Origin of the sequence: Ventrimonas faecis, assembly GCF_040096075.1 — a bacterium.
GTDB classification, from domain to species: domain Bacteria; phylum Bacillota; class Clostridia; order Lachnospirales; family Lachnospiraceae; genus Brotaphodocola; species Brotaphodocola faecis.
Genome location: NZ_JBBMFJ010000021.1, coordinates 43,911 through 69,241 on the forward strand (window position 1 = coordinate 43,911; position 25,331 = coordinate 69,241).

At 49.5% G+C, this 25,331-nt stretch carries 21 protein-coding genes, 2 pseudogenes and 1 other annotated feature; of the genes and pseudogenes, 6 read left to right on the forward strand and 17 right to left on the reverse strand.

The window, feature by feature from the left end; all coding sequences use genetic code 11:
- Nucleotides 1-87: 87 nt before the first annotated feature.
- Complete coding sequence (locus tag WMO41_RS10585) at nt 88-1,983, reverse strand: LTA synthase family protein (RefSeq protein ID WP_349229720.1); 1,896 nt, start codon at nt 1,981-1,983, stop codon at nt 88-90.
- A gap of 246 nt (nt 1,984-2,229) precedes the next feature.
- Here WMO41_RS10585 and WMO41_RS10590 point away from each other — a divergent pair, with 246 nt between their 5' ends.
- Nucleotides 2,230-2,739, forward strand: a complete 510-nt coding sequence (locus WMO41_RS10590) for a COG2426 family protein (protein WP_349229721.1) — start codon at nt 2,230-2,232, stop codon at nt 2,737-2,739.
- A gap of 231 nt (nt 2,740-2,970) precedes the next feature.
- Here WMO41_RS10590 and nifJ read toward each other — a convergent pair whose 3' ends face one another.
- Nucleotides 2,971-6,510, reverse strand: a complete 3,540-nt coding sequence (gene nifJ / locus WMO41_RS10595) for a pyruvate:ferredoxin (flavodoxin) oxidoreductase (protein WP_349229722.1) — start codon at nt 6,508-6,510, stop codon at nt 2,971-2,973.
- A 315-nt stretch (nt 6,511-6,825) separates the two neighbouring features.
- On the reverse strand, nt 6,826-8,757 hold the full coding sequence (locus WMO41_RS10600) for a VanW family protein (protein ID WP_349229723.1): 1,932 nt from the start codon (nt 8,755-8,757) through the stop codon (nt 6,826-6,828).
- A gap of 301 nt (nt 8,758-9,058) precedes the next feature.
- Here WMO41_RS10600 and WMO41_RS10605 point away from each other — a divergent pair, with 301 nt between their 5' ends.
- Nucleotides 9,059-9,295 (forward strand): polya polymerase, encoded by a 237-nt coding sequence (locus tag WMO41_RS10605; protein WP_349229724.1) that lies wholly within the window; start codon nt 9,059-9,061, stop codon nt 9,293-9,295.
- Between the two features lie 112 nt (nt 9,296-9,407).
- Entirely contained in the window at nt 9,408-9,638 is a 231-nt protein-coding gene (locus WMO41_RS10610; protein ID WP_349229725.1) for a hypothetical protein, read from the forward strand.
- A 67-nt stretch (nt 9,639-9,705) separates the two neighbouring features.
- Here the strand turns inward: WMO41_RS10610 and WMO41_RS10615 are convergent, their stop codons facing one another.
- Nucleotides 9,706-9,870 (reverse strand): hypothetical protein, encoded by a 165-nt coding sequence (locus WMO41_RS10615; RefSeq protein WP_349229726.1) that lies wholly within the window; start codon nt 9,868-9,870, stop codon nt 9,706-9,708.
- A 120-nt stretch (nt 9,871-9,990) separates the two neighbouring features.
- On the opposite strand from WMO41_RS10615, the gene WMO41_RS10620 reads away from it, so the two are divergent.
- Nucleotides 9,991-10,320 (forward strand): hypothetical protein, encoded by a 330-nt coding sequence (locus WMO41_RS10620; RefSeq protein ID WP_349229727.1) that lies wholly within the window; start codon nt 9,991-9,993, stop codon nt 10,318-10,320.
- Nucleotides 10,317-10,604 (forward strand): hypothetical protein, encoded by a 288-nt coding sequence (locus tag WMO41_RS10625; RefSeq protein ID WP_349229728.1) that lies wholly within the window; start codon nt 10,317-10,319, stop codon nt 10,602-10,604. The genes WMO41_RS10620 and WMO41_RS10625 overlap by 4 nt, the downstream gene beginning before the upstream one ends.
- Before the next feature lie 63 nt (nt 10,605-10,667).
- On the opposite strand, the gene leuS is transcribed toward WMO41_RS10625, so the two are convergent.
- The 12 genes and pseudogenes from leuS to WMO41_RS10685 all read right to left on the reverse strand — a co-directional run.
- Nucleotides 10,668-13,082 carry a leucine--tRNA ligase gene (leuS, locus tag WMO41_RS10630; RefSeq protein ID WP_494338454.1) on the reverse strand — a complete coding sequence of 805 codons (2,415 nt, stop codon included), beginning with the start codon at nt 13,080-13,082 and terminating at the stop codon, nt 10,668-10,670.
- 61 nt (nt 13,083-13,143) lie between these two features.
- Nucleotides 13,144-13,384: a binding site (T-box leader), on the reverse strand.
- 55 nt (nt 13,385-13,439) lie between these two features.
- Nucleotides 13,440-14,264 (reverse strand): diaminopimelate epimerase, encoded by an 825-nt coding sequence (dapF, locus tag WMO41_RS10635; protein WP_349229730.1) that lies wholly within the window; start codon nt 14,262-14,264, stop codon nt 13,440-13,442.
- A gap of 65 nt (nt 14,265-14,329) precedes the next feature.
- Complete coding sequence (locus tag WMO41_RS10640) at nt 14,330-14,872, reverse strand: ANTAR domain-containing response regulator (protein ID WP_494338451.1); 543 nt, start codon at nt 14,870-14,872, stop codon at nt 14,330-14,332.
- Nucleotides 14,873-14,923: 51 nt separating this feature from the next.
- Nucleotides 14,924-16,264, reverse strand: a complete 1,341-nt coding sequence (gene glnA, locus WMO41_RS10645; RefSeq protein WP_349229732.1) for a type I glutamate--ammonia ligase — start codon at nt 16,262-16,264, stop codon at nt 14,924-14,926.
- A 222-nt stretch (nt 16,265-16,486) separates the two neighbouring features.
- Nucleotides 16,487-18,346: a heavy metal translocating P-type ATPase gene (locus WMO41_RS10650; protein WP_349229733.1), complete on the reverse strand. Its 1,860-nt coding sequence runs from the start codon at nt 18,344-18,346 to the stop codon at nt 16,487-16,489.
- A gap of 96 nt (nt 18,347-18,442) precedes the next feature.
- Nucleotides 18,443-18,667 carry a cation transporter gene (locus WMO41_RS10655; protein WP_349229734.1) on the reverse strand — a complete coding sequence of 75 codons (225 nt, stop codon included), beginning with the start codon at nt 18,665-18,667 and terminating at the stop codon, nt 18,443-18,445.
- Nucleotides 18,668-18,750: 83 nt separating this feature from the next.
- On the reverse strand, nt 18,751-19,137 hold the full coding sequence (locus WMO41_RS10660; RefSeq protein ID WP_349229735.1) for an ArsR/SmtB family transcription factor: 387 nt from the start codon (nt 19,135-19,137) through the stop codon (nt 18,751-18,753).
- A 140-nt stretch (nt 19,138-19,277) separates the two neighbouring features.
- Nucleotides 19,278-20,435 carry an FprA family A-type flavoprotein gene (locus tag WMO41_RS10665; RefSeq protein WP_349229736.1) on the reverse strand — a complete coding sequence of 386 codons (1,158 nt, stop codon included), beginning with the start codon at nt 20,433-20,435 and terminating at the stop codon, nt 19,278-19,280.
- Between the two features lie 197 nt (nt 20,436-20,632).
- Entirely contained in the window at nt 20,633-21,013 is a 381-nt protein-coding gene (locus WMO41_RS10670) for a LytR/AlgR family response regulator transcription factor (RefSeq protein WP_349229737.1), read from the reverse strand.
- A 29-nt stretch (nt 21,014-21,042) separates the two neighbouring features.
- On the reverse strand, nt 21,043-22,044 hold the full coding sequence (locus WMO41_RS10675) for a tRNA dihydrouridine synthase (protein WP_349229738.1): 1,002 nt from the start codon (nt 22,042-22,044) through the stop codon (nt 21,043-21,045).
- Nucleotides 22,045-22,204: 160 nt separating this feature from the next.
- Complete coding sequence (locus WMO41_RS10680; RefSeq protein WP_349229739.1) at nt 22,205-22,732, reverse strand: nitroreductase; 528 nt, start codon at nt 22,730-22,732, stop codon at nt 22,205-22,207.
- 96 nt (nt 22,733-22,828) lie between these two features.
- A pseudogene (locus WMO41_RS10685) lies at nt 22,829-23,731 on the reverse strand (3'-5' exonuclease); the annotation flags it as partial.
- Nucleotides 23,732-24,165: 434 nt separating this feature from the next.
- Here WMO41_RS10685 and WMO41_RS10690 point away from each other — a divergent pair.
- On the forward strand, nt 24,166-24,552 hold the full coding sequence (locus WMO41_RS10690) for a hypothetical protein (protein ID WP_349229741.1): 387 nt from the start codon (nt 24,166-24,168) through the stop codon (nt 24,550-24,552).
- Between the two features lie 20 nt (nt 24,553-24,572).
- On the opposite strand, the pseudogene WMO41_RS16010 reads toward WMO41_RS10690, so the two are convergent.
- Nucleotides 24,573-25,249 (reverse strand): annotated as a pseudogene (locus WMO41_RS16010) (RtcB family protein).
- Nucleotides 25,250-25,331 lie beyond the last annotated feature (82 nt).

A 25,331-nucleotide genomic window follows, 5' to 3' on the forward strand; every position in this document is an offset into this window, starting at 1 on the left:
TTCAGCATCATCTGCTGTCCTGTTCTCTCAATCCTCGCCCACGGACTGGATTTCTAAATTCACCAGCCATTCAGTTCCCAGCATCACTTACTGTTTCTTTCTCGCTGTCCCCAAATGGATCTTGTCCCGCCCCACCTGCTGAACGGTAATCTCTTCTCCTGCTTTGGGTTCAACACCTTTTGCAATCAGCCTGCTTTCCGAATAATACTGGGTATCTACAGCTTTACCATCCACACAAATCTTGGACCAGCTGTTAAACGGACCTCCAAATACAATCACCTGATCGGTATTGTGCACCGTAGTTCCCTGAATGATTGGCGTGACACCAAATTCCAGATGCGTTGCCTGATACGGCGACTCACCGCCGTAGACCTCGTGATCTCCATACAGAATATCATACTGCAGAATCTTCATAGCATCCAGATAGCCCTGAGTGTCCGTATCGTGGGCATCCAGATGGCGCTGGTGAAAACGGATCATGGTTCCCTCATGGATGTCCAGCAGATTCAGCACATGAGCCGCAAGCTGATACGACTCTACATCCCGTTTCACAACCGGAAGATTCAAATTATTCCACACGACATATTTTGTCTGAAACAGGCTTCCATTCTCCATCTCTTCCGCTGTCCACTCAAAGCCCGGCAGATGGTCTCCGTACAGCACCAGAACCGTCGGTTCCAGCCGGGTATTTAACATGTTGATGAGCTGGCCCACGAATTCATCCATCTCATGAATCTGCTCACAGTAATATTCAAAGGACGGATACTTTCCATGTCCCTGCACGGAAATCGTGTATACAAAATCACTTCCAATCGTAGAATCCAGTACCTTCTCAATTTCTCCTACCAGCACTTTGTCCTTACACCAGCCGGTTGGATTCCGTTCAATGTCGTACATATATTCAATCGGCGTAAACGTATCAAAGCCAAGCTGGGCAAACACCTTATGGCGGTCGTAGAAGGTTGCCTCATTATTATGCACCGCATGGGCCCTGTAACCCAGATTTTTCATATCAAACGCCATGCTCTCGCAGGCTGTCTTCTGCAGGATTGTCTTGTACGGGTATTCGCCCGGACCGAAGAAATCCAGATTCATGGCACTGATACACTCAAACTCTGTGTTCGCTGTTCCGGCTCCTACCGAAGGAACACTTAAGTACCCAGACGGAAAACTCCGCTCCAGAAAATGAAATATCGGAATCGGATCGCCCTGCACCGGATTATTCCGCCACAGCGTCGGATCAAAAAAGGATTCCAGCTGCAGCATAATGATATTCGGATAACGTTCCTCTATGGTTTTCGGTACCTCAGTCTGAGTCTGTTCCTCACTTTCCAGCTGATCTACCATGGCCGTATCATAACTGTCTGGCTTATCGATTCCCGTATTCAGCAGGGAATTCGCAAAACAGTAGACAAACCCATAATCCTTATACGCCTGCCCGATGTTCCCAAAATGCAGCGCCACCGTTCCGGATGCCACAGAAATGTTCAGCACAGCCCAGATCACCAGCATGGAAATGGCTGCCACACAGCCCGACTCTGTAAAATTAACCTTCTGCGCATCCATTGGTGCCCTTTTCCAGAGCAGCACGCAGAACATAACCACCGCAGCGGCTGCCACTGCCATCAGAATAATCTGCCACCAGGTCAGATACGTTGTAAGAAGCGTTGCCGCATATTTCATCAGACGCAGATCTGACGCAGTAAACGGGGTTGTCCGAAACACCAGCAGCACACTGTTGGCAATGGCCGCAGTCAGTCCGAGTACGAAAAGGACGACTGTAAGAAATACCTTCCGCCTCGTAAAAAACACCAGCAGAAACGGAGCCAGAAACAGCAGGGTATCCAGCACGAATACCATAGGTGTGTGAACGACAAAACTGACTGCTCCCAAAAATGATTTCCGGTTCAGAATCTCTGTTGCCACATTCAGCAGCAATGCCGTTCCCACCAGAATACCCAGTATTTTCCACAATCGTTTCATAACTCTGTCCTTTCGCCAAGTCTTTTCTCATTTGTATTGTTTTCGTTCCAATTTCTACATCTGTAAACCGTAACCACATTTTAACATACTCTTCAAAAAATCTACATAGTATTTTTCCATAAAGGCACAATGCCCAGCTTGAATTTTTCTATACTTTCTCCTATAATAGAGCCTATGCGAAATTTCTCAGATTCATAGAATTTTTGCATAGCCATACAACAAAATAAGAAAAAGTGAGGATATGTTATGACTGATACTCTGGTACAGGGACTTGCTTCCCTGCTTGGAGGCAAGGTATCCGGCGAGGTGATCATCTTTATCATCTCCATGATCCCGATCCTAGAACTGCGAGGCGGACTGCTTGCCGCGTCTCCGGCCCTCTTAAATGTTCCGATTCTGCGGGCCATTCCCATCTGTGTCATTGGAAACCTGCTTCCAATCCCATTCATTCTGCTTCTGATCGAGCGGGTTCTGAATGTCATGGAAGGCATTCCGGGCCTGGGCAAAGTCGCCGTCTGGGTTCGCCAGAAAGCCGACAAGAACAAAGGACAGATTGAGAAATTTGGATTCTGGGGTCTGGTGCTCTTTGTAGGAATCCCGCTCCCCGGCACCGGCGCCTGGACCGGCTCTCTGGTTGCCGCCCTGCTCCACATGAAATTCGGCAAAGCCATTGGTGCCATCTTTTGCGGCATCGTCATGGCCACTGTAATTATGTCCCTTTTATCCTACGGACTGCTTGGCGCGCTCTTCGCCTAAACGGTACGGTTGCTGGAAACGCCAGTCGAAAAATGCTCCGGTCTCCGAAATTTTCAGCATATCAGGTTGTACGCACCTTGAACCACAAAAAAGCTCCCGAACCTGCTTTCGCAGGCCGGGAGCTTTTTTTACGCTACAGCACAAGTCATTCCATCCGGAACTGACCCGCTCACGCTGCCCCGGCAAACCGGGACAGCTATGAACGATTTATATGAAATTTCTCACGAACGATTACTCGTTGTCGTTACCGTACAGCTTAACCAGCTTGGTCAGGTACTCGTAACGCTCCTTAGCCTCTGCCTCGTTTCTAGCGAACAGGGTAGCTGCTCTCTCCGGATTCTTCATAGCCAGAGATGCGTAACGAACCTCGCCCTTCAGGAAGTCCTGATAGCCTTCCATGTTCGGAGCCTTGCTGTCCAGGCTGAACTTCTTCTCAGCAGCCGGGTTGAAGCGGAAGTTGTTCCAGTAACCGGTCTCAACTGCCAGTTTCTCCTCGGTCTGAGCTTTGCTCATGCCCTTCTTGATACCGTGGTTGATACACGGAGCGTAAGCCAGGATCAGGGACGGACCCGGATATGCCTCTGCCTCAGCGATAGCCTTAACAGTCTGAGCATAATCAGCACCCATGGAGATCTGAGCTACGTATACATAACCGTAAGACATTGCGATGCTTGCAAGGTCTTTCTTCTTGGTCTCTTTACCGCCAGCTGCGAACTGAGCTACAGCACCAGTCTTGGTAGCCTTAGAGGACTGACCGCCGGTGTTGGAGTAAACCTCGGTATCGAATACCATAACGTTGATGTCCTTACCGGAAGCAAGGATATGGTCTACGCCGCCGAAGCCGATATCGTAAGCCCATCCATCACCACCGAATACCCACTGGGACTTCTTAGCCAGGTAGTTCTTGTTAGCAACGATGTACTTGCAGGTCGGGCAGTCAACGCCTTCCAGAGCTGCAACTAACTTATCGGTAGCGGTACCGTTGGTAGCGCCTACCTTGAAGGTATCTAAGTACTCTTTGCATGCAGCCTTAACTTCCTCAGAAGCGTTCTCGTTCGCTGCAACCTGCTCTACCTTCTCCTTTAACTCATCACGGATTGCGTTCTGAGCCAGTAACATACCGTAACCAAACTCTGCAGCATCCTCGAACAGGGAGTTATCCCATGCCGGACCCTGGCCCTTAGCGTTTACGGTGTAAGGAGTAGACGGTGAAGAGTTACCCCAGATAGAAGAACATCCAGTTGCGTTGGAGATGTACATTCTGTCACCGAACAGCTGGGTGATCAGCTTAGCGTACGGAGTCTCACCACATCCAGCACATGCGCCGGAGAACTCAAGTAACGGCTGTTTGAACTGGGAACCCTTAACGGTGGTCTCTTTGAACTTAGCAACAACATCCTCTTTGACCGGCAGGGTTACTGCGTAATCAAAGGTCTTCTGCTCGTCAAGGTGCTTGTCAAGCTTATCCATGGTAAGAGCCTTCTCGCCCTTCTTGCCAGGACATACGTTTGCACAGGAACCACAACCGGTACAGTCAAGTGCAGATACAGCGATGGTGAACTTGTACTGCGGCATACCGGTTAACGGTAAGGTAGCACCCTCAACCTTAGCAGCCTCTTCCTCGGTCATAGCAACCGGACGGATTGCTGCGTGCGGGCAGACATAAGAACAGAAGTTACACTGGATACAGTTCTCGGAATTCCATACCGGAACGTCTACAGCGATACCACGTTTCTCGAATGCAGCGGAACCGGACGGGGTATTACCATCTACATAATCCTTGAATGCAGATACCGGTAAGTTGTTACCCTCCTGAGCGCTGACTTTGGTCTGGATATTGTTAACGAAATCAACAACGTCTTTTCTGTCGCCGGAAACGGTCTTGTAATCAAGGCCCTCATCCTCACAGTTCTTCCAGCTCTCCGGAACCTCTACCTTAACAACGCCGGTTGCACCAGCATCGATAGCAGCCCAGTTCTTCTTAACAACGTCCTCACCCTTACGGCCGTAGGTCTTCTGAGCAGCAGCCTTCATCAGGTCGATTGCTTTCTCCTCCGGAATGATACCGGTCAGTTTGAAGAATGCGGACTGTAAGATGGTGTTGATACGGGTCGGGCCCATGCCGGTCTCGATACCGATCTTAACGCCGTCGATGGTGTAGAAGTTGATGTTGTGGTCAGCGATGAATTTCTTCATCTGTCCCGGAAGGTGCTTGTCCAGCTCCTCGTGAGTCCACGGGCAGTTTAACAGGAAAGTACCGCCGTCAACCAGCTCCTGAACCATGTTGTACTTACGAACGTATGCCGGGTTGTGGCATGCTACGAAGTTTGCCTGATGGATCAGGTAGGTAGATTTGATCTTCTTATGACCGAAACGAAGGTGAGACATGGTAACACCGCCGGATTTCTTGGAGTCATAATCGAAGTAAGCCTGTGCGTACATATCGGTGTTGTCGCCGATGATCTTGATGGAGTTCTTGTTAGCACCTACGGTACCGTCTGCGCCCAGACCCCAGAACTTACAGTTTGTGGTTCCTTCCGGAGTGGTAACAAGCGGAGCACCTACCGGCAGGGACAGGTTGGTAACATCATCTACGATACCAGTGGTAAATCTCTTGATGGTGTTATTCTCATAGATAGCAACGATCTGAGACGGAGTGGTATCTTTGGAACCAAGACCATAACGGCCGGAGAAGATCTCAACCTGGTCGAACTTGCTGCCCTTTAATGCTGCAACAACATCCAGGTATAACGGCTCGCCTAAGGAACCCGGCTCTTTGGTTCTGTCAAGAACAGTGATCTTCTTAACGGTATCCGGGATAGCATCGATCAGAGCCTCTGCGCAGAACGGTCTGTACAGACGAACTTTAACAACACCAACTTTAGCGCCGGTGGTCTTTCTCATGTAGTCGATGGTCTCCTCGATGGTATCGTTAACGGAACCCATAGCGATGATAACCTGCTCAGCGTCCTCAGCACCGTAGTAGTTGAACAGTTTGTAGTCGGTACCGATCTTAGCATTTACTTTGTCCATGTACATCTGTACTACAGCCGGAAGAGCATCGTAGTACGGGTTGCATGCCTCACGAGCCTGGAAGAAGATATCCGGGTTCTGTGCAGAACCTTTCTGGGACGGATGGTTCGGGTTTAATGCGTTTGCACGATACTCTGCAATTGCATCCCAGTCAGCCATCTCAGCCAGATCATCGTAATCCCACTCCTCGATCTTCTGGATCTCGTGAGAGGTACGGAATCCATCGAAGAAGTTGATGAACGGAACTTTACCCTTGATTGCAGACAGATGAGCAACCGGAGTTAAGTCCATAACTTCCTGTACGCTGGACTCACACAGCATAGCGCAGCCGGTCTGACGGCATGCGTAAACGTCGGAATGATCACCGAAGATGTTCAGAGCGTGAGAAGATACTGCACGTGCAGATACATCAATAACGCCCGGTAACTGCTCACCAGCGATTTTGTACAGATCCGGGATCATCAGAAGAAGACCCTGGGAAGCGGTATAGGTAGTGGTCAGAGCGCCTGCTACCAGAGAACCGTGAACAGCACCAGCTGCACCGGCCTCGGACTGCATCTCAGTGATCTGTACTGTACGGCCGAAGATGTTCTTTCTGCCTTCAGTAGCCCACTCATCCGTATGCTCAGGCATTACGGAAGACGGAGTAATCGGGTACATAGCCGCAACTTCGGTAAATGCGTAAGAAGCATGAGCAGCAGCCTGATTACCATCCATGGTTTTCATTTTTCTTGCCATTTGATTATCCTCCTACAAATGTGAATATGCTTTTGCCCGGTAAAAAACCGGGAAGTTTTCCGGCAAAAAAGCACCGGAAAGAGAAGTCTCCCCGCATAAGGAGACTGACCTGTGTATATTATAGCAACTTTTTATCGTTTTGCAAACATGAAAACAGGAAATTCGCGTATTATTTTGCATACAATCCGCACAAAAAGCAGGTTAGCAATGGCTTATTCCGGATTTTTTTATCGGAAAAAGAAACAGGAGCGCCCGCAAAAAGCACTCCTGTTTTGTGAAATATTTTGCAATTTCTCAATAAGCCTGATTTTGTTTTTAGACACCCGGATTTGGTGCGATGGTCGGCGCGTTTCCACTGTCTGCCGCCGTCGGCGCATTGCCTGAGCTGTTTCCGGAATCTGCCGCCGTCGGATGGGAAGCCGGCTGCTGGGAAGCTGCTGTGGTTGCTGCCGCCGTAGTCTCTGCTGCCGTGGTCTTGTCTGCCGCCGTGGTGTGGGAAGCCGCTGTCGTTGCTGCCTCACTCGCCTTATGGCTCTCGGCTGCCGTAGTCTCTCCCGATGACTCTGCGGAAGAGGATGCAGCGGAACTGTCTGCCGCCGTGGTAGCTCCTGCTGCCGTGGTTCCGGTACTGTTTCTTAAGATAACCGGAGTATGTCCCTTGTAAGTAACGCTGTGGTCCACATCCTGGCTCACCACTTCACCGTTCTTTGTAACAATCAGGCGGGTCTCCCATTTGCTGCCCTTGCTTCCGTTGCTCTTTACCTTCTCCACGCCAGGAGCCAGAGTCGGATCCTCCTCATAGGTCGGAGCCGGCGGGTCCGTCTCGCTGAGCTTTGTGGACTTTAAGGAATGGGTCACACCCTCTTCCAGAAGCGGAATGCCGTAAATGGATACGGTGCAGGTCTGATTGTAATAGCTTGCGCGGATACCAATAGCCGCACTGGAATTGTTCACAAACTTATAGTCCGGACCGCCCCAGCTTACCGTCGCGTCGGTTCCCGGTGTTACATAGGACGGTTCAAAGGTATGGGAACGCCGCATGGTAGTCTTCAGTCCTGCCTTGACTACCGCATTGTACATGGTAGAGGAAACCTGGCAGACACCGCCGCCAATCTCCTGGACAACTTCACCGTTGTTATACGCTGCAGCGGCCTGATAGCCCTTCGCCTCCGTACGCTCTCCTACCCGGTTGTTAAAGGAGAATTCCTCGCCCGGCTGAAGCACAATGCCGTTAATGGCCTTGGTAGCCAGCTTGATGTTGGTATTACGCTTCTGATTGGATGTGGTATTGGTGGTAAAGGTTCCGATGGTCTTGTATTTTTCTCTTGCGACTGCCTCGGAAAACTCCGGTTCCACTTCATTTACCGTAGCCGTGATCGTAGCGGTAAAGTCCTTGCGGCTCAGCGCTGCGAGAATATCTGCTTTTAACTGGTCCTGATCTACAGCCAGTCCGTTTTCTGCTCCCTTGAATAAGAACTTGTCAGAGGAAGCATCATACTCGGAAATGGAACCGTTCTTTGCCTTCTTGTTCCAGAGGCCTGCCACGGTTTCCGCCTCCTTGGCAGCTGCGTCTTCCAGCCCGGTAGTATCCAGGGTGTAGCTTTCCTTCGGCTCGCCGGTGTAAATCTCCTGAAGCATGGAATCCACCTTTTCTGCCATCAGATCATTCACATCATAGCTCTGATCCTGCCAGGTGACCTTCATGCCCCACGGAAAATCTTTGAGGATGGCCGCCTTGGCCTCTTCTCTGGACATGCCCGTGATGTTGATGCCGTCCACCGTAACTTCTTTTTCCAGTTCTGTCTCCGGAACGGTAATCTCTGTTTCCGGCTCCGTACTCGTTGTTTTGGAACCGGTTACCTTCTTCATAAGAAAGGCAACACAGAAAATTGCCAGAATCAGGATTACGCCGCCAATCGCGATCTTCCCGAAATCCGGACCTCCGCGTCTTCCGCCATGTCTGCCGGAGGAAGGACGTCTTGTTTCATTATAATAACTTCCGGACCGGGAAGAAGAAGTTCTGGCGCTGCTTCCTGTGGTACGCCTTGTACTGCTTCCTGCGCTGGTTCTTCCGGAGGTACTTCTTGTGGAAGCACTCCTGGAAGAGGAGGCGCTGCTTCTTCCGCTTCCGGCCGCTGTTCTTGTCTGTCTGCCAGCAGAAGCACTTCTTCCGCTGCCGGAATAAGATGTACTCCTGGCCCTGGAGCGTCCTGTTCCGGAATTTCTGCCATTCTCATACTGATTCATGATTTCACCTGTGTTTCTTCTATAATAATCTTATCGCAAATATGCACTAAGACAGTATAGCATATCCGTTCAAAAAAAGAACCACTAATTTTTAGAAAAAACGAGGAATTTTTTATTATCTTTTTTGACGGTATTTTTTCTTTTTCAACATCTCTCTTCTTGTCTTTCTGTATTGTTTTTTGTATTTTCCCCTGTACATTTTTGGAAGTTCTGGCAATTGCAGGATTGTTAAACTTTTGCTATACTTTTGCTTGTCAAAAAGATAACCAAGTCATTTATCGAGAAAAAGGAGGAATCCTCAATGAAAATTCAGAATATCAACGACGTAGAAAGCTTCTTTAAAATTATCGATCAGTGTAAGGGACCAGTTGAGCTGGTATCTCCGGAAGGTGACCGCATTAACTTAAAATCCAAGCTGTCCCAGTACCTTTCCATGGCAACCATGTTCTCCAACGGCTTTATCAAAGAACTGGACATCGTAGCCCAGGACAAAGAAGATATTGAGCGCCTGATCAAATTCATGTATCAGGGCGAATAGTTTTTCCCCAAGGCACTGCAAAAAGCAGTGCCGTTTTTTTCTAAAAAGCGGAAACAGTGACAGGCCACGCTTCATATGATGGATTGTAAATATCTTTTCGGAGGCTTTTCATATGAGCGATCTGGCTGCTACAAACTGTGGATGCGGATGTGACTGCAATTCAGGAGGAAACGGCTGCAACATTATCTGGCTGATCCTCATCCTGTGCTGCTGCGGCGGTAACGGCGGATGTGGTTTCGGTTCCGGATGTGGATGCGAACATAATAACGGCTGTAACTGGATCTGGATCATCCTGCTGTTATGCTGCTGCGGCGGCAATGGCGGATGCGGCGGCTTCTGCTAAACAACCCCGATTCGGAAAGCTCCCCCTCACGGACCGAGGGGGAGTTTTTTCTATATATAATATCCTGTCAGCGCTCAGGATCTGTTTTTTTCCCTTTCTGCAACTCACTCTTTTCCATTTTCTCAATCTGCTTTTTCTTCTCTGTACATGAGGCCTCCCCGTACCGGCACGCCTCACATTCCTCATCAATCTCATATACTGCGTTTCCATCTATGACCAGTCTTGTTTTCATACTACTGCGCTCCTGTCGCCGTTTTCATTTTGTCTTACACTTTATACTATGCACAACACCCGTGGCATGATATGAACCGTCCCCGCATATACTGTTTCAAAAAGAACAAGGATCCCGTCCATGAATGAAAAGAACGAAAACCAGTTCAAGCTGACGGATTTTGATTATCTGACCGCCGATCCGAAGCTTCAGATGCTGAAGGCAGCGATTCCCTATCTCCCGGTTCCCCAGCAGCGTATATTCTCTCTCCTGGTAAAGGTGCAGGAACTGCAGCGGGCCCAGTCTCTCTTTGACGGAGAGGAGGTTTCCGCCATGGGACTCTCCCCCTCCACGCCAAAGCCCGCCACCCCCATGCAGCTTTTGCAGGTCATCAAGCCCTACGCGAATCCGAAAGAGCGGGAAATGATCGAGATGCTGGAAAACTTTCAGATCATGAAGGAGGTATTATGAATTCAGGCGAATGGAAACATGACCCCAGACTTGCCGGCATGGACCCGGTCAAGCTTCAGTACATAGAAAAAATTGCGGCACAGGTCTCCTCCCAGTCAAAAACGGAAATCCTGCCCACCCTGCTCTCCCTTCAGGCCGAGGCCCGCAAAAACAATATCTCCTTCACCGATCAGGAAACCACACTTCTGATCTCCATCATCACCTCCGACATGCCGCCGGATGAAAAGAAAAAGGTGAAAATGCTACACTTTTGGGCAAAAAAACTGGCTGCCAGGTCTTCCTGACAGCCAGTGCCATGTCTGCATGCTTCGGCTTATGTCGATTGATACAGAATATGTTTTATGAAATTATTTGCAGACGATATTGATGATCTTGCCCGGTACGTAAATCTCTTTTACGATGGTTCCGGTGATTTTGTCTGCTACAGCTTCTTTTGCTGCTGCAAGGGCAACGTCCTTGGATGCATCTGCCGGAATGGTCACAACGCCTCTTGCCTTACCATTGACCTGAACGCCGATCTGGATCTCGTCATCCTTCATGGCTTCCTCATCGCACTCCGGCCACTGGGTGTGGAATACGCTGTCGGTACCGCCAAGCTGCTGCCAGATCTCCTCACCGATATGCGGTGCGAACGGAGCAAGCAGGATGGTGAAGGTCTTTAAGGTCTCTTTGTCGATGCCGCCGGTCTTCTTAGTCAGCTCGATGAGCTTGTTGTTGTACTCCATGAAGCCGGATACAACGGTATTTAAGCTGAACTGGTTGAAACGCTGCTCGATGTCGAATACCAGTTTGTGGCGCAGGCGAACCATCTCTTTGGTCTCTGCGATGTCTTTGTCCTTGCTGTCCTGAACCAGATTCCAGAAACGGCTTAAGAAACGGGAAACACCCTCGATACCGCGGTCATCCCACTCTGCGTCCAGTTCCGGCGGTCCTACGAACAGCTCGTACATTCTCAGAGCGTCACAGCCGTAATCTCTTACAAGGTCATCCGGGGAAACCACGTTTCCTTTTGACTTACTCATCTTGATACCGTTCTTACCATTGATCATACCCTGGTTGAACAGCTTCTTGAACGGCTCATCGAAATCTACGACTCCGATGTCGTGCAGGAACTTGGTGTAGAAACGGGAGTACAGAAGATGCAGGACTGCATGCTCTACGCCGCCGATGTACATGTCAACCGGCAGATATTTGTCAGCTTTCTCTCTGGAAACCAGTTCCTTGTCGTTGTGGTTGTCCACGTAACGCAGGAAATACCAAGAAGAACCTGCCCACTGCGGCATGGTGTTGGTCTCTCTCTTAGCCGGGCCGCCGCACTGCGGGCACTTGCAGTTCACCCACTCATCGATAGCAGCTAACGGTGACTCACCGGTACCGGTCGGCTGGTAGCTCTCAACCTCCGGAAGTCTTAACGGAAGTTCTTCCTCCGGAACCGCTACATTGCCGCACTTCGGGCAGTGAACGATCGGGATCGGCTCGCCCCAGTAACGCTGTCTGGAGAATACCCAGTCACGCAGCTTATAGTTGACGGTCTTCTTACCAAAGCCCATCTTTTCGATCATAGCCGGAGCTTCTTTCTTTAATACGGAAGACTCCATGCCATTCCACTCGCCGGAGTTGATCATGGTACCGGAAGCCTCGGTATAAGCCTCGGTCATGTTCTCGATCTCCTTGCCATCTTTTGCGATAACCTGGATGATCGGAATATTGAACTTCTTTGCGAACTCAAAATCACGGTCGTCGTGGGCCGGTACACACATGATTGCGCCGGTACCGTAATCTGCCAGTACATAGTCAGACAGCCAGATCGGAACCTTTGCGCCGTTTAACGGGTTGATGGCATAGCTTCCGGTGAATACGCCGGTCTTCTCCTTATCCTGCATACGGTCTACGTTGGAACGCATGGAGGAATCGAAGATGTATTTCTCAACAGCCTCTCTGGTCTCGTCGGTAGCCAGACTCTTTGCCATAGCATGCTCCGGAGCCAGTACCATGAAGGTTGCGCCGTGCAGGGTATCTGGGCGGGTGGTGTAAACGGTAATCTTTTCGTCTCTTCCCTCAACCTGGAAATTAACCTCAGCACCGTAGGATTTGCCGATCCACTCGCTCTGCATCTTCTTAACCTTCTCCGGCCAGTCCAGTTTGTCCAGGTCGTTTAAGAGACGGTCAGCGTAAGCGGTGATCTTTAACATCCACTGACGCAGGTTCTTCTTGGTAACCGGGGAACCGCAGCGCTCGCAGCAGCCGTTAACAACTTCCTCGTTGGCCAGACCGGTCTTGCAGGACGGACACCAGTTGATCGGGAACTCCTTCTCGTAAGCCAGGCCTTTCTTGAACATCTGTACAAAGATCCACTGGGTCCATTTGTAGAACTCCGGATCGGTGGTGTTTACTTCCATATCCCAGTCATAGATGGCTGCGATCTCGTTGATCTGACGCTTGATGTTCCTGATGTTCTCAGCGGTGGATTTTGCCGGATGAACCCCCATCTTGATTGCGTAGTTCTCTGCCGGAAGGCCGAATGCGTCCCAACCCATCGGGTGGATGACATAATGACCCTTTAACATCTGGTAACGGCTCCATACATCAGAGATAACGTAGCCTCTCCAGTGACCTACATGAAGTCCGCTGCCGGACGGATACGGGAACATATCCAGGCAGTAGTATTTCGGCTTTTTGCCGTCATTGACATTGATCGGGTTCTTCTCCCAGTTTTCACGCCATTTCTTTTCAATGGCGCTATGGTTGTAACTTGCCATGATTCTTCCTCCTGATTGCAATTTAAGGAATAAAAGGAATAAAAAAACCTGCATCTCTGAAATTGTCAGAGACGCAGGATATTCTTTCACTTCTTGATCCTTACGCGGTACCACTCTGCTTCATGCTTTCGCATGCGCTTGATTCCGATAACGGCGGATGTCCGTCCCGGCCTACTTAGTGCTTTTAAAGCATGTTCGGCGGGCTGCTCCAAGACCAGTTTCTGCGCACGTTGTTACTGTCTTGCACCTTCCGGCAGCTCTCTGAAAACTCAGTTACGCATACTTTTTCTCTTCTTCGCATTTACGCTAGTACCTAATTTAACATAATTGGAAATCTGTGTCAAGGGGTGGATTGGGGATTTACACTTCTCTTCCATTGTACTGTGTCAGGTCGATCTCGCCGGAAAATACTTCTACAGCCGGACCGGTCATGTAAACATGACCGCTTTCCCGGTCCCAGGTAATCTCCAGGTTTCCGCCAATGAGCTGTACCTCCACGGTATCGTCCACCAGCCCCAGCATCATGCTGGCCACGGCACTGGCCGTCGCTCCGGTTCCGCAGGCCCAGGTTTCCCCGCTGCCCCGCTCCCACACGCGCATCTGCAGGTGTTTCCGGTCAATCACGCGAATGAACTCGCTGTTGACGCGGTCCGGGAAACGCTCATGCATCTCGAAAGCCGGGCCGATTTTCTCCAGATCCAGGCCGTCTACATTATCCACATAGTAAACCGCATGAGGATTTCCTACATCGATTCCGGTAAACTCCAGAGTTTTTCCCTCCACCTGGATCTTTTCCGGCAGCTCACTGGTCAGCTGCGGCACGCCCATATCTACCTTTACGGTCTTCACCTTTCCGTCTTCCACCTGCATATCCAGATACTTGATTCCGCCAAGGGTTTCTACCGAAATCTGTGGTTTGTCCACAATGCCGTGGTCATAGGCGTACTTACCTACACAGCGGATGCCGTTGCCGCACATGCTGCCCTCGCTGCCGTCCTCGTTGAACATCCGCATGCGGCAGTCTGCCACATCGGACGGACAGATGAGAATAAGGCCGTCTGAACCAATGCCGAAATGGCGCTCACTCACAAGCTTTGCCACTCTGGCCGGATCCTCCACGTTTTCCTCAAAACAGTTGACATAGACGTAATCATTTCCAATTCCCTGCATTTTTGTAAATTTCATAAACCTCTCCATTCCTGTCCTGTTCTCGTGACCTGCGTCACTCATTATTTTCTCATACCTTCGCCCTACATCAGACTGATGACCATCTGGGCTGTCTCGTACATATTGGTTCCGCTGTCCATGCTGCACTTCTGTATGTACCGGTGCGCTTCCTCCTCGGTCATGCTGTTGCGCTCCATAAGAAGTGCCTTCGCCTTGTCAATCACGGTGCGCTGTTTCTCATCGCGCTGCTTTGGCTGCTGGCGCAGTTTTTTTCTGCGTCTTGCCTGGGTCTGCACGATCATCTCCAGGGTTCCCACCAGGTCATGGACTTTTAACGGCATGGGCAGACACACCACATCCTGCGGCGCATCCGCAGACCATTTATTCGGGGACGCGATCATCAGCATTGCTGATTCCGCATTCATGCAGTCACGCAGTTCCGAGTACAGCATGTCTGTCAGGCGGTAGCCGCACACTACAATCCCACAGTTTAACTCTTCCATCTGGGACAGGACCTGCGCTCCGGATGTGCAGACAGCGATTACCTCAAACCCGTTTCTCATCAGTATGTTTTTTATGCTTTTTGCGTCTTCCGGCTTGGAAAATGCCACAATGATGTTTGCCAAAACGCTCACCTCCGGGGGGTTGATGTCAGGTGACTGTGGAAAACCACTCCACTAGAACTTATACAGATACTCCTGCACTTCCCAGTCGGTTACTTCCGCGCGGAACTTCTTCCACTCTGCGCTCTTTGCTTCCAGATATTTGGTGTAAATGTGATCTCCAAGCAATTCTTTCGCAAATGCGCTGCCCTCAAACGCTTCAATAGCCTCGCCCAGTGTCTGCGGAAGCTGCTCAATGCCAAGTGTGCGCATTTCTTCATCCGTCATGGCAAAAACGTTGCAGTCCACACTGGCCGGAGGTGTCATTTCTTTTTTGATGCCGTCCAGACCTGCTGCCAGGCAGGCTGCCAGCGCCAGGTACGGGTTCACTGCGGAATCCGGGCAACGCAGCTCAATGCGGGTGCTGTCTTCCCCGCGCGCACTCGGAATACGGATCAGCGCGCTGCGGTTTGCGTGCGCAGACCAGGCCACGCAGACCGGAGCGTCATAGCCCGGGACCAGACGCTTATAAGAATTGACCAGCGGATTGGTGAGCAGGGTGATTTCCCGGATATGCGCCAGGATTCCTGCCATAAACTGATATGCCACTTTGCTTAAGCCAAGGCTGTCATTGTCATCCACGAAGAGATTCTTGCCGTGGGCATCGGCCAGGGACATGTTGATGTGCATGCCGGAACCATTCATGCCTGCCTTTGGCTTTGGCATGAAGGTTGCGTGAAGGCCGTGGCGTTTTGCAATGGTCTTTACCGCCATCTTAAAGGTCATGATATTATCCGCTGCTGCCAGTCCCTCCGTATATTCCAGATCGATCTCATGCTGGGCCGGGGATAATTCGTGGTGGGATGCCTCCACCTCAATGTCCATGTCCTCCAGATTCAGGACGATGTCACGGCGCACATTCTCTGCCAGATCGATCGGTCCCACATCAAAATAGCTGGCATTCTCATGGGTATTGGTGGTCGGGCGGCCTTCCTCATCCGTATGGAATAAGAAGAACTCGCACTCCGGTCCCACATGGAACTCATAACCCATGTCTGCCGCCTCTTTCAAGACTTTCTTTAAAACATAGCGCGGATCTCCCTCAAAGGGCTCGCCGTTGGGACGGTACACGTCACACATCAGGCGGGCAACCTTGCCCTGCTGCGGTCTCCACGGAAAAATCGCAAAGGTATCCAGATCCGGATACAGATACATATCGGATTCCTCAATCCGCACAAAGCCCTCGATTGCAGAACCATCGAACATGCAGCGGTTGTTTAACGCCTTTTCCAGCTGACTGGCTGTAACTGCCACATTTTTCAGCATTCCGAAAATATCTGTGAACTGAAGACGGATAAACTCCACATCCTCTTCCTCTGCCATACGGATGATATCTTTTTTCGTATATCTGCTCATGTCATTCTCCCTCCATGATATGATATTATTTTATAACGGAAAAACGAGGGCGTCAAGAAAGCCGCCTGCACGGTTTACCTGAAACGCCCTCGTTTCGTGACTGTTTGCTCCTGGTATCTCACCAGGACACGTTTTCATACAACAGATGATAACAGCTTCCCTGTTTTTTGTCAACTATTGACAGACCTGCTTATTTGTTGCTGTTCACGCGCTGCGCGAACCTTATTTTTTATAGCTCAGTGCCCGGATCGCATTGAGGATGGCCAGCACGGAAACACCCACATCTCCGAACACGGCTGCCCACATGGTTGCGTAACCGAGTGCTACCAGAATCAGAACCGCAATCTTGACCGCAATGGCGAAAATGATGTTCTGCTTGACAATGCCTACCGTCTTTCTGGCAATGCAGATGGCGTCCACGATTTTGGACGGTTCATCATCCATGATGACCACATCTGCTGCCTCCACAGCCGCGTCGGAACCGATTCCGCCCATGGCGATACCTACATCCGCGCGGGCCAGAACCGGCGCATCATTGATGCCGTCCCCCACAAATGCCAGCGTCTTTCCTTCCGGCTTTTCCTTCAGAAGCTGCTCCACCTTCGCTACCTTGTCACCCGGAAGCAGGTTGCCAAATACATGGGTAATGCCAATGGACTCAGCGACCTTCTTTCCAACTTCTTCTTTATCTCCAGTCAGCATCACCAGTTTGCTCACATCCTGCTTTTTGAGACCGGCCAGCATCGCCGGAACATCCGGACGGACACTGTCGGAAATGACGATAGAACCGAGGTAGGTGGTTCCATCTGCCAGATACAGGGTAGTTCCCAGAACTGCTGCCGGAGTGGTAACAGCAACACCCTGCCGTTCCATAAGCTTCTGGTTGCCGATGTAAAGCTCCTTCCACACACCATCTACCTGTACCTGTGCATGAATGCCATGGCCGGAAATCTCTTCCACCTGGCCGATACGGCTGGTATCCGCTTCTTTTCCATAAGCCTGTTTGATCGACTGCGCGATGGGATGGTTGGAATTGTATTCGCCAAGCGCTGCCAGCTCCAGAAGCGCTTCCTTACTTCCCTGCACCGGAGACACATCGGTTACCTCAAACTTACCGGTAGTCAGGGTTCCTGTCTTATCAAACACAGCAGTATCCAGACTGCCCATAGCCTCCAGATAGTTACTGCCCTTCATAAGAATGCCCTGTCTGGATGCCGCGCCCAGGCCGCCAAAGAAGCTTAAGGGAACAGAAATCACCAGCGCGCACGGGCAGGAAACAACCAGGAAGCTGCAGGCACGGTATATCCAGGTACTCCATCCACCCAAAATGAGCGGAGGAAGCACAGCCAGAATAGCTGCCAGGATAACCACAGCCGGGGTGTATACACGGGCAAAGCGGGTGATAAAGGCCTCGGCCTTCGCTTTTCTGGAGCTTGCGTTCTCCACCAGTTCCAGAATCTTTGCCACGGTAGAATCATCAAACAGCTTGGTGGTCTGCACCTTCAGAACACCAGTCAGGTTGATGGAACCGCTCACGATATTCTGGCCTGCTTCCACCTCTGCCGGCATGGACTCTCCGGTCAGGGCCTTGGTGTCCAGCGTAGAGCTGCCCTCCAGAACAATGCCGTCCAGCGGCACCTTCTCGCCCGGGCGGATGATGATGGTATCTCCGATTTCTACTTCATATGGATCTACCTGTTCCTCTTCCCCGTCCCGCAGAAGGTTTGCGTACTCCGGATTGATATCCATCAGATCTGTGATGGATTTTCTGGACTTGTTAACCGCATAGTCGTTGAACAGTTCTCCGACCTGATAAAACAGCATAACCGCCACAGCTTCCTCCAGAGAACCGATGGCGAACGCGCCAAAGGTAGCAATGGTCATCAGAAAATTTTCATCAAACACCTGACCGTTTTTCAAATTGCGGCAAGCCCGCAGCGGAATGTCATATCCCGCGGCCAGATAGGAAAGGACAAACGGGACCCACGCCCAGGATGTCTTTTTCTCCATACACATGGCAATTACAAAGAAAACAGCACTGACCGCAAGCCGGGTCACCATTTTTTTCTGCTTTTTCGTCATACTAATTTCCTTTTCTCATGATCTGCTGCCAGAATTCTGGCACTTCAGGGTTCCTCACTGGCTGACCATGCAATGTTCGTTTTACATTCCTGCGTTTTAGCGCAGTACCTTAAATTCAGCCTCCGGCTCAACCTTTGCGGCAACAGCTCTTGCTGCCTCAACCAGCGCATCCTCTCTTCCATCTTCCACTTCCATGATCAGGCGCTGGGTCATGAAGCTTAAGCTTGCGCTGTTCACGCCATCTAATTTCTTTACGCCTTCCTCAATCTTTGCAGCACAGTTTGCACAGCATAAACCTTCTAATTTGATGATCTTCTTCATGATATTCTCTCCTTTTATTTTTCACTTTGTCCTGACCATGTATGCGCAGGACTTTTTTCGTTTCACAGCTTTCTGCCAGAATTTTACTCGCTGATATGCTCCATACCCTGAGCCAGAATGGTCTGGATGTGGGCATCGGCAAGCTTATAAAATACGGTCTTTCCGTCCCGCCGGAAGGACACCAGACGCATCTGCTTTAAGACTCTCAGCTGATGGGAAATTGCCGACTGTCCCATCTGCAGCAGAGTTGCGATGTCGCAGACACACATCTCCGACTGGCTGAGCACATACAAAATCTTGATCCGCGTAGAGTCCCCAAATATCTTGAAAAACTCCGACAGATCCAGAAGCTGCTGCTCGTCCGGCATCACGCCCTCCACCTTTTTCACAATTTCCTCATGGACATGCATGAACTCGCAGGAACCATCTTCCACTTCCTGCTCAATCTGGATTTTTTCTGCCTCTGTCATAGCATTCCTCCGTTTCTTTACATGAACAACTATTCATATGTTTATATTACCATATAATACACTGTTGTCAAGAGTAAATACGAAAAATGCCGGGGCGCCAAAAACTGACGCCCCAGCATTTTTCTGTCGTATTGTATTTTTTATTTCAATGCATCTACCATGGCTTTCATGGCTTCTCTGGTATCCTCATGCACTGCGGATTTGATAGTGACCACCTGCTCCAGTACATGAACATCCTTCATTGGCTCCAGAATTCCACGCATGATCTTTCCTGCTAACGGTGCCCAGGAGCCATTCTCGATAAGGCCTACCGTACGCTTCTGGAAGTTCTTGGATTTTAAGTGCAGCAGGAACTCTTCCATGCACGGGAATACGCCGCCATCATAGGTTGCGGCTGCCAGTACCAGACGGTCGTAGTAGAATGCCTTGCGCACTGCCAGGGAAACATCCGTGCGGGATAAGTCAAATACCTCCACTTCCTCGCCATTTGCACGAAGCATTTCTGCCATCTCTTCTGCAGCCTGAGCAGTATTTCCATGAATAGAAGCATATGCCACCATAACGCCATGCTTCTCCGGCTGGTAAGTGCTCCAGGTCTGGTATTTGTCAATGTAATAGCCCAGGTTTTCTTTTAAGATTGGTCCGTGCAGCGGGCAGATCATCCGGATATCCAGACCGGACGCTTTCTTTAACAGACCCTGAACCTGTACACCGTACTTTCCTACGATATTTAAGAAGTAGCGGGCTGCTTCCTCTGCCCACTCCTCTTCTGCGTCCAGCGCGCCAAACTTGCCAAAGCCGTCTGCAGAGAACAGAATTTTTTCATTCTGCTCATAAGCTACCATAACCTCTGGCCAGTGTACCATCGGTGCCATGAAAAACTGCAGGGTATGTGCGCCAAGATTTAAGGTCTCACCCTCTTTTACCACTACCTTACGGTCTGTTAAATCCATTTCAAAGAACTGATCCATCATGGCAAAAGTCTTTGCGTTTCCGACAATTTTAGTTTCCGGATAACGGTCCGCAAAGTTTTTGATATTTGCCGCATGATCCGGCTCCATATGGGATACCACCAGATAATCCGGTTTCCGGTCTCCCAGCGCCTTTGCAAGATTCTCAAACCACGCATCGGTAGCGCGCTTATCCACAGTGTCCATCACGGCCACCTTTTCATCCATGATCACATAAGAATTATAGCTGACTCCATTCGGAATCGGATACTGGCTCTCGAAAATATCCAGTGTTTTATCATCTGCTCCCACGTATAAAATGGAATCAGAAATGTAAGTATCGCGCATTGTGTCTCCTCCTGTTTTTGTATTCTATGTTGTGTTGTCTGTTTCTCTTTGATCAGACTGTGGCCTCTTCTAAAATCAGGCATTGGATCATTTTCATCCACAATCCCCTCTATTATAATGCCCACCAAAACCGCCGTCAACTTGCTTTCCCGTTTTTTTGCTGCAGCTCAGAAAATGTCTGCCAAGCTGCAGGAACATCAGATTTCCTTCTGATCCGCCTCACTGCGATACCGCTCGATCATTTTCACGATATCATGTTTCGTGTACGGTTTTTCGATAAATCCATATGCCTGGATTTTCCACGCCTCCAGGGAAAATCCGGGAATGCTGGACATGAGTACTACTGCCGGAGCATTGCCCAGCTTATGAAGTTCTTTTGCCAGGCTGATGCCGCTGATATCCGGCATGACGATATCCGTAAATACCATGTCCACCGGGTTTTCTTTCACAAACTCCACCACAGCCACCGCCTCCTCAAAGGTTTTCAGCAGGTTGACCCCATCCATATTACGGAAAATCCCTTCGATTTTTTCCAGAAGCTCCGGCGCGTTATCCACCGCAACCACATTTACTGCCATGTATGATTCCTCCCAGACTCTTCTCCATTTCATTTATTCCAACCCGGAAATACAGGTTCCCTGCGAATTTGCTTCTCCATTAGAAGACTCTCTACCGCGGCCCGATACTCCTCCATCCGCTGTGCCTTGCGGATTTTCTTCATCGGCTTCGCACTGTCCTCAAAGGCCTCTCCCAGATAGGTCCAGAGCTCCTTCATCTTAAACAGCACATTCTTATCTCCCGGAATGGCCTGCCGGTATCCTTCCAGCACCTCCTCATGAAAAGCCCGGATACGCTCCGCCGTAAGGTGCGGTGCAGCGGCCGTATTCTCCTGTGTAATCTGCGAAACTTCTGTCTCCGCCAGCGCCGGATTTGTCAATAATCCCCGGCCCAGCATCACAGTGGGAATTCCCGGATAATCCCGTTCAAACTGCAGGATTTCTGCTGCGCTGAAGAGATCTCCATTATAAAAAACCGGATTTTTACTGTCCCGCACCGCAAGGTCAAAGGCCTCCATATGCGGGTGATTCTTATAATAATCCGCCTGAACTCTCGGGTGCACAATCAGATTTTTCAGTGGATACCGGTTGTAAATGGACAGCAGTTCCTCAAACTCCTCCGACTTTTCTTTTCCAACCCGCGTCTTGACAGACAGCTCCATTCCCATTTTGGAAAGGCCATCACAAACCTGATACAAAAACTCATCCAGTTCCATCGGATATTCCAGAAAACCGGAACCCCGTTTTTTTGCAACCACCGTTCCCGACGGACAACCAAGGTTTAAGTTTACTTCTGTATAACCCAGTTCCTTCAGCCGTCCTGCCGCCCACAGAAAATCATCTGCCTTGTTTGTCAGAATCTGCGGAATGACCGGTACTCCTTCATTATGCTCCGGCCTCACATCATTGAGTTCCCTGGGTGTCAGTTTCCGTGTCTGGTTCGGTGAAATAAATGGGGTGTAATACGCCTTTATGCCATGAAAATGCCGGTGATGGGCATTTCGGAACACATAGCCGGTAATGCCCTCCATCGGCGCAAATAAATAATCCATACTCTTCTGCCTCTCCTTGTATTCCCTGTCTGACTCTAATCCTATCACAGTTTGTCATTTTTATAAATGATTTGGACGCGCCATTTTCAGACGCGTCCTCATTTTATTTCCTTATTTTACTTCCTTGCCATCTTCTTAAAAAAACATCGTATGGTCTCCTTTACCGGACATAGTAAACGTAATCCGCTTTTCTCGGCGCTGCCTCCTTTAACGGAGCAGCCGCATAGCCAAGCACCAGGTGACCGATTCCCTCATAATCTCCCTCAATGCCAAGGCTCTTTAAAAGCTCTTTGCCCTCCGGTGTCTCAAACTCTTCTTTTGCGCGGTGAATCCAGCAGCTGTCCACGCCAAGGTCTGCTGCGGCATTCATGAGATTTCCCATGACCAGAGTTCCATCGTAGAGGTAGGTCGGCATAGCCTTGTTGGCCAGGACAATCAGCAGCTCCTGGGCTCCGTAAAATGGGTCGAAGCTCTCGTCTTTTCCCATAAACTTCGCGTTCATGGCAGAAAGCTTATCCCTCAGTTCTTTGTTCGTAACCGCAATAATAATCGGAGACTGCCTGCCCATGCCGGTTGCTGCGTAGGTTCCGGCTTTGATGATTGCCTGCAGCTTTTCTTCCTCAATCAGCTCCGGTTTGAACGCGCGGCAGCTTCTTCTTGTTTCCAGTACCTTTAATGTCTCTGACATGATCTTTTCTCTCCTTCCGGCGCTGCTTTGTTCGCAGTCCCTTTCTTATGACTATAAGAAAAAGAAGACACCTTGTCAAGATGCCTCCTTCCGTACCATCTGCTTTTTCGCGTTCCACTGATAATACTGGAACGTGATCTGCCGTTTTTCCGAAATCGCGTTATGGATGGTATCCACCGCATAGTAAATTTTCTCATTCATGGTCTTGACACGGCCAGATACATACACCTGTCGCTGCAACTTCTGCGCGTCATACCGGCTGACCAGCTTTTCAAGCTTTTTGATCAGTTCATTTGTCTTTTTTTCAGTAATAAATTTGGAAGACTGAATGGCGTCTACCAGAAGCTTCAGCTCCGGCAATTCAAACGGGCGGCTGGCCAGACTGTTCATTTCCACATCTTCTTCCTCTCTTCCCCTCTGATAATACGGATTCAGTACCAATATCGGTTCTTTTTCCATTTTAACAAAGAGCAGAGCCGTGTTTCTGGCATCGATCAGACCATTGTGCAGATGCTCATCAAAGGCAATGTCTGCTATGATCAAGGCTTCGGATAAACGATATTTTTTATTTTCCCAAATTTTCTCGGAAAATGTCTTCTGGCAATCTTTCCAGGAATCCAGAAGCTGCTCCAGGCGCGGCAGTTCAATTCCTTTGGCTTCCATTTCATAACGGATCTGATTTTCATCACTGCTGCTCCAGGAAACGCAGACAGCATCTTCCGGAACCCAGCTTGCAAAGTGCTCCAGTGCCTCTCTCATACTGCATGCATCTTTTACATCAAACGATGTGATGCCGGTCAGATTCCGGATAAAACCGTTGATCGAACCGTATTCCGGATGAACATATGTAGAAAATTCATCGGTTATCTGCAGGTTTTCATCCACCAGCACTGCCCCGATCTGAATGGTTTCTGAACCTCTGTGATACCGTTCTGATCTCATAGGCTTTGGCACCTTGCACATCTCCAAATCGACGATCACATACTTACTCATCTGCATTTCCTCCCCTGTATTCACGGTAGTTTCTTTGTAAAAAACTTCAACCGGCCGCCATGGCCTTTATAAATTTATGATACCGAATTGCCTGTCCCATAAAAATACCAGTTATCATCTTTTGATGTTTTGTAACTGTTCAGTAGGTCTGCGCATTCACTGCGCTGACCGTATGAAAACATGGGCTTGCAGGCAAAAATCCCATTGCCGAAGGCAATTTTCAATGGTTTTTTGCCCGTAACTGTGAGGGTACTGAACAGTTACGATGTTTTTATTATAACTCCGGCGATACATCGTTTTTGTACACATCTGAAATAAAAAATCTGAGATTGCCTGCACCTCAGATTTTGCAAAAATTACACGCCATAAAATCCCACATTTACTTTTTCTCATTTCTTTTCTATAATAGTAGAAATAACCAGAAAGGACTTTTCATCATTATGTTAGAAATTCAGACCATCCAGAAGCAGGATACAACCTTAGAGGGATACGATGCCACCAGTGCTACGCTTCGCATGATCCCGGATTCCAGTGACCTCACTTCGCTCAGCGCACGCTACGAGGCAGAACTTCAGGCTGCATCCAAAGTCGGCGCAGAAACCGTGTTCTTCCCGTCCCTCTCCTGCGCTTCCCAGCCCCTCTTATTCCGGGCTATCAGCCAGATTTACCGGGCAATCCTTGATTTTGGAGACGCAGGGGAGTCTTCTATAAAAAAAGTCTGCATCGTATGTGAAGACGATGCAGTGCGGAATACTTACATGGTTGTCTGGAATTTTTATTATGCGGGAACCAAGAGCGCCCGGATGAATGACGGACGCTGGGACTAACCCGTTCCATGCAGCCAGACTTATTCGGACGCCTTGAAATTATATACCGGTTTCAGGATTTCTTTTATCTCTGCAGATTCCTGGATCACATCCAGAATATCTCCAAGAGATTTATAAGCCATTGGCGCCTCATCCAGCGTACGCTCATTTACCGAAGTTGTATAAATTCCCTTCATGGCTTTTTTATATCGCCTCATGGTTAATTCCTGAAGCGCTCTGGTGCGGGACATGACCCGTCCTGCTCCATGAGGCGCCGAATCATTCCATTCCGGATTTCCTTTTCCAACAGCAAGAATGCTTCCGTCTCTCATATTGACTGGAATCAGCAGCGCCATTATTTCCCTGTTTCTGCGTGCAAATGCCTGACAAACCGCAACATCGTGGAGGTAGTCATCCAGATAACGCCCGACAGATAACAGAGATCTTCCGGCATCTCTTCCCGTTTCCCGAGGTTTACTGTATACATTCCACAGCCGATATCTACTCCAACGACATTAGGAACTGCCTTATCAATAATGGTCATTGTGGTTCCGATCGTACAGCCTTTTCCGGCATGCACATCTGGCATAATCCGGATTCTTGATCCCTTTGTCATTTCATAATCACACAGCCGCCGAATCTGTTCCACCGCTTCCGGTTCTATGACTTTGGCGTAACAGATTGCAGTATTCACTTTTCCTTTAACTAAACATTGCAAGAATTCCCCATCCTCTTTAGGTGGTAGGATGAATTGCCTGCTTTTGATTTCTGATATTGCAATAACTGGCATGATTCTATAT

Coding starts and splice junctions, on each gene's coding strand:
- WMO41_RS10690 (WP_349229741.1), top strand. CDS start 24,166: ATGTTAGAAATTCAGACCATCCAGAAGCAGGATACAACCTTAGAGGGA.
- WMO41_RS10600 (WP_349229723.1), bottom strand. CDS start 8,757: ATGAATCAGTATGAGAATGGCAGAAATTCCGGAACAGGACGCTCCAGG.
- WMO41_RS10665 (WP_349229736.1), bottom strand. CDS start 20,435: ATGCGCGATACTTACATTTCTGATTCCATTTTATACGTGGGAGCAGAT.
- glnA (WP_349229732.1), bottom strand. CDS start 16,264: ATGAGCAGATATACGAAAAAAGATATCATCCGTATGGCAGAGGAAGAG.
- WMO41_RS10610 (WP_349229725.1), top strand. CDS start 9,408: ATGAGCGATCTGGCTGCTACAAACTGTGGATGCGGATGTGACTGCAAT.
- WMO41_RS10655 (WP_349229734.1), bottom strand. CDS start 18,667: ATGAAGAAGATCATCAAATTAGAAGGTTTATGCTGTGCAAACTGTGCT.
- WMO41_RS10625 (WP_349229728.1), top strand. CDS start 10,317: ATGAATTCAGGCGAATGGAAACATGACCCCAGACTTGCCGGCATGGAC.
- WMO41_RS10615 (WP_349229726.1), bottom strand. CDS start 9,870: ATGAAAACAAGACTGGTCATAGATGGAAACGCAGTATATGAGATTGAT.
- WMO41_RS10675 (WP_349229738.1), bottom strand. CDS start 22,044: ATGGATTATTTATTTGCGCCGATGGAGGGCATTACCGGCTATGTGTTC.
- WMO41_RS10620 (WP_349229727.1), top strand. CDS start 9,991: ATGAATGAAAAGAACGAAAACCAGTTCAAGCTGACGGATTTTGATTAT.
- WMO41_RS10660 (WP_349229735.1), bottom strand. CDS start 19,137: ATGACAGAGGCAGAAAAAATCCAGATTGAGCAGGAAGTGGAAGATGGT.
- WMO41_RS10670 (WP_349229737.1), bottom strand. CDS start 21,013: ATGGCAGTAAATGTGGTTGCGGTGGATAACGCGCCGGAGCTTCTGGAA.
- nifJ (WP_349229722.1), bottom strand. CDS start 6,510: ATGGCAAGAAAAATGAAAACCATGGATGGTAATCAGGCTGCTGCTCAT.
- WMO41_RS10650 (WP_349229733.1), bottom strand. CDS start 18,346: ATGACGAAAAAGCAGAAAAAAATGGTGACCCGGCTTGCGGTCAGTGCT.
- WMO41_RS10585 (WP_349229720.1), bottom strand. CDS start 1,983: ATGAAACGATTGTGGAAAATACTGGGTATTCTGGTGGGAACGGCATTG.
- dapF (WP_349229730.1), bottom strand. CDS start 14,264: ATGAAATTTACAAAAATGCAGGGAATTGGAAATGATTACGTCTATGTC.
- WMO41_RS10605 (WP_349229724.1), top strand. CDS start 9,059: ATGAAAATTCAGAATATCAACGACGTAGAAAGCTTCTTTAAAATTATC.
- WMO41_RS10590 (WP_349229721.1), top strand. CDS start 2,230: ATGACTGATACTCTGGTACAGGGACTTGCTTCCCTGCTTGGAGGCAAG.
- WMO41_RS10680 (WP_349229739.1), bottom strand. CDS start 22,732: ATGTCAGAGACATTAAAGGTACTGGAAACAAGAAGAAGCTGCCGCGCG.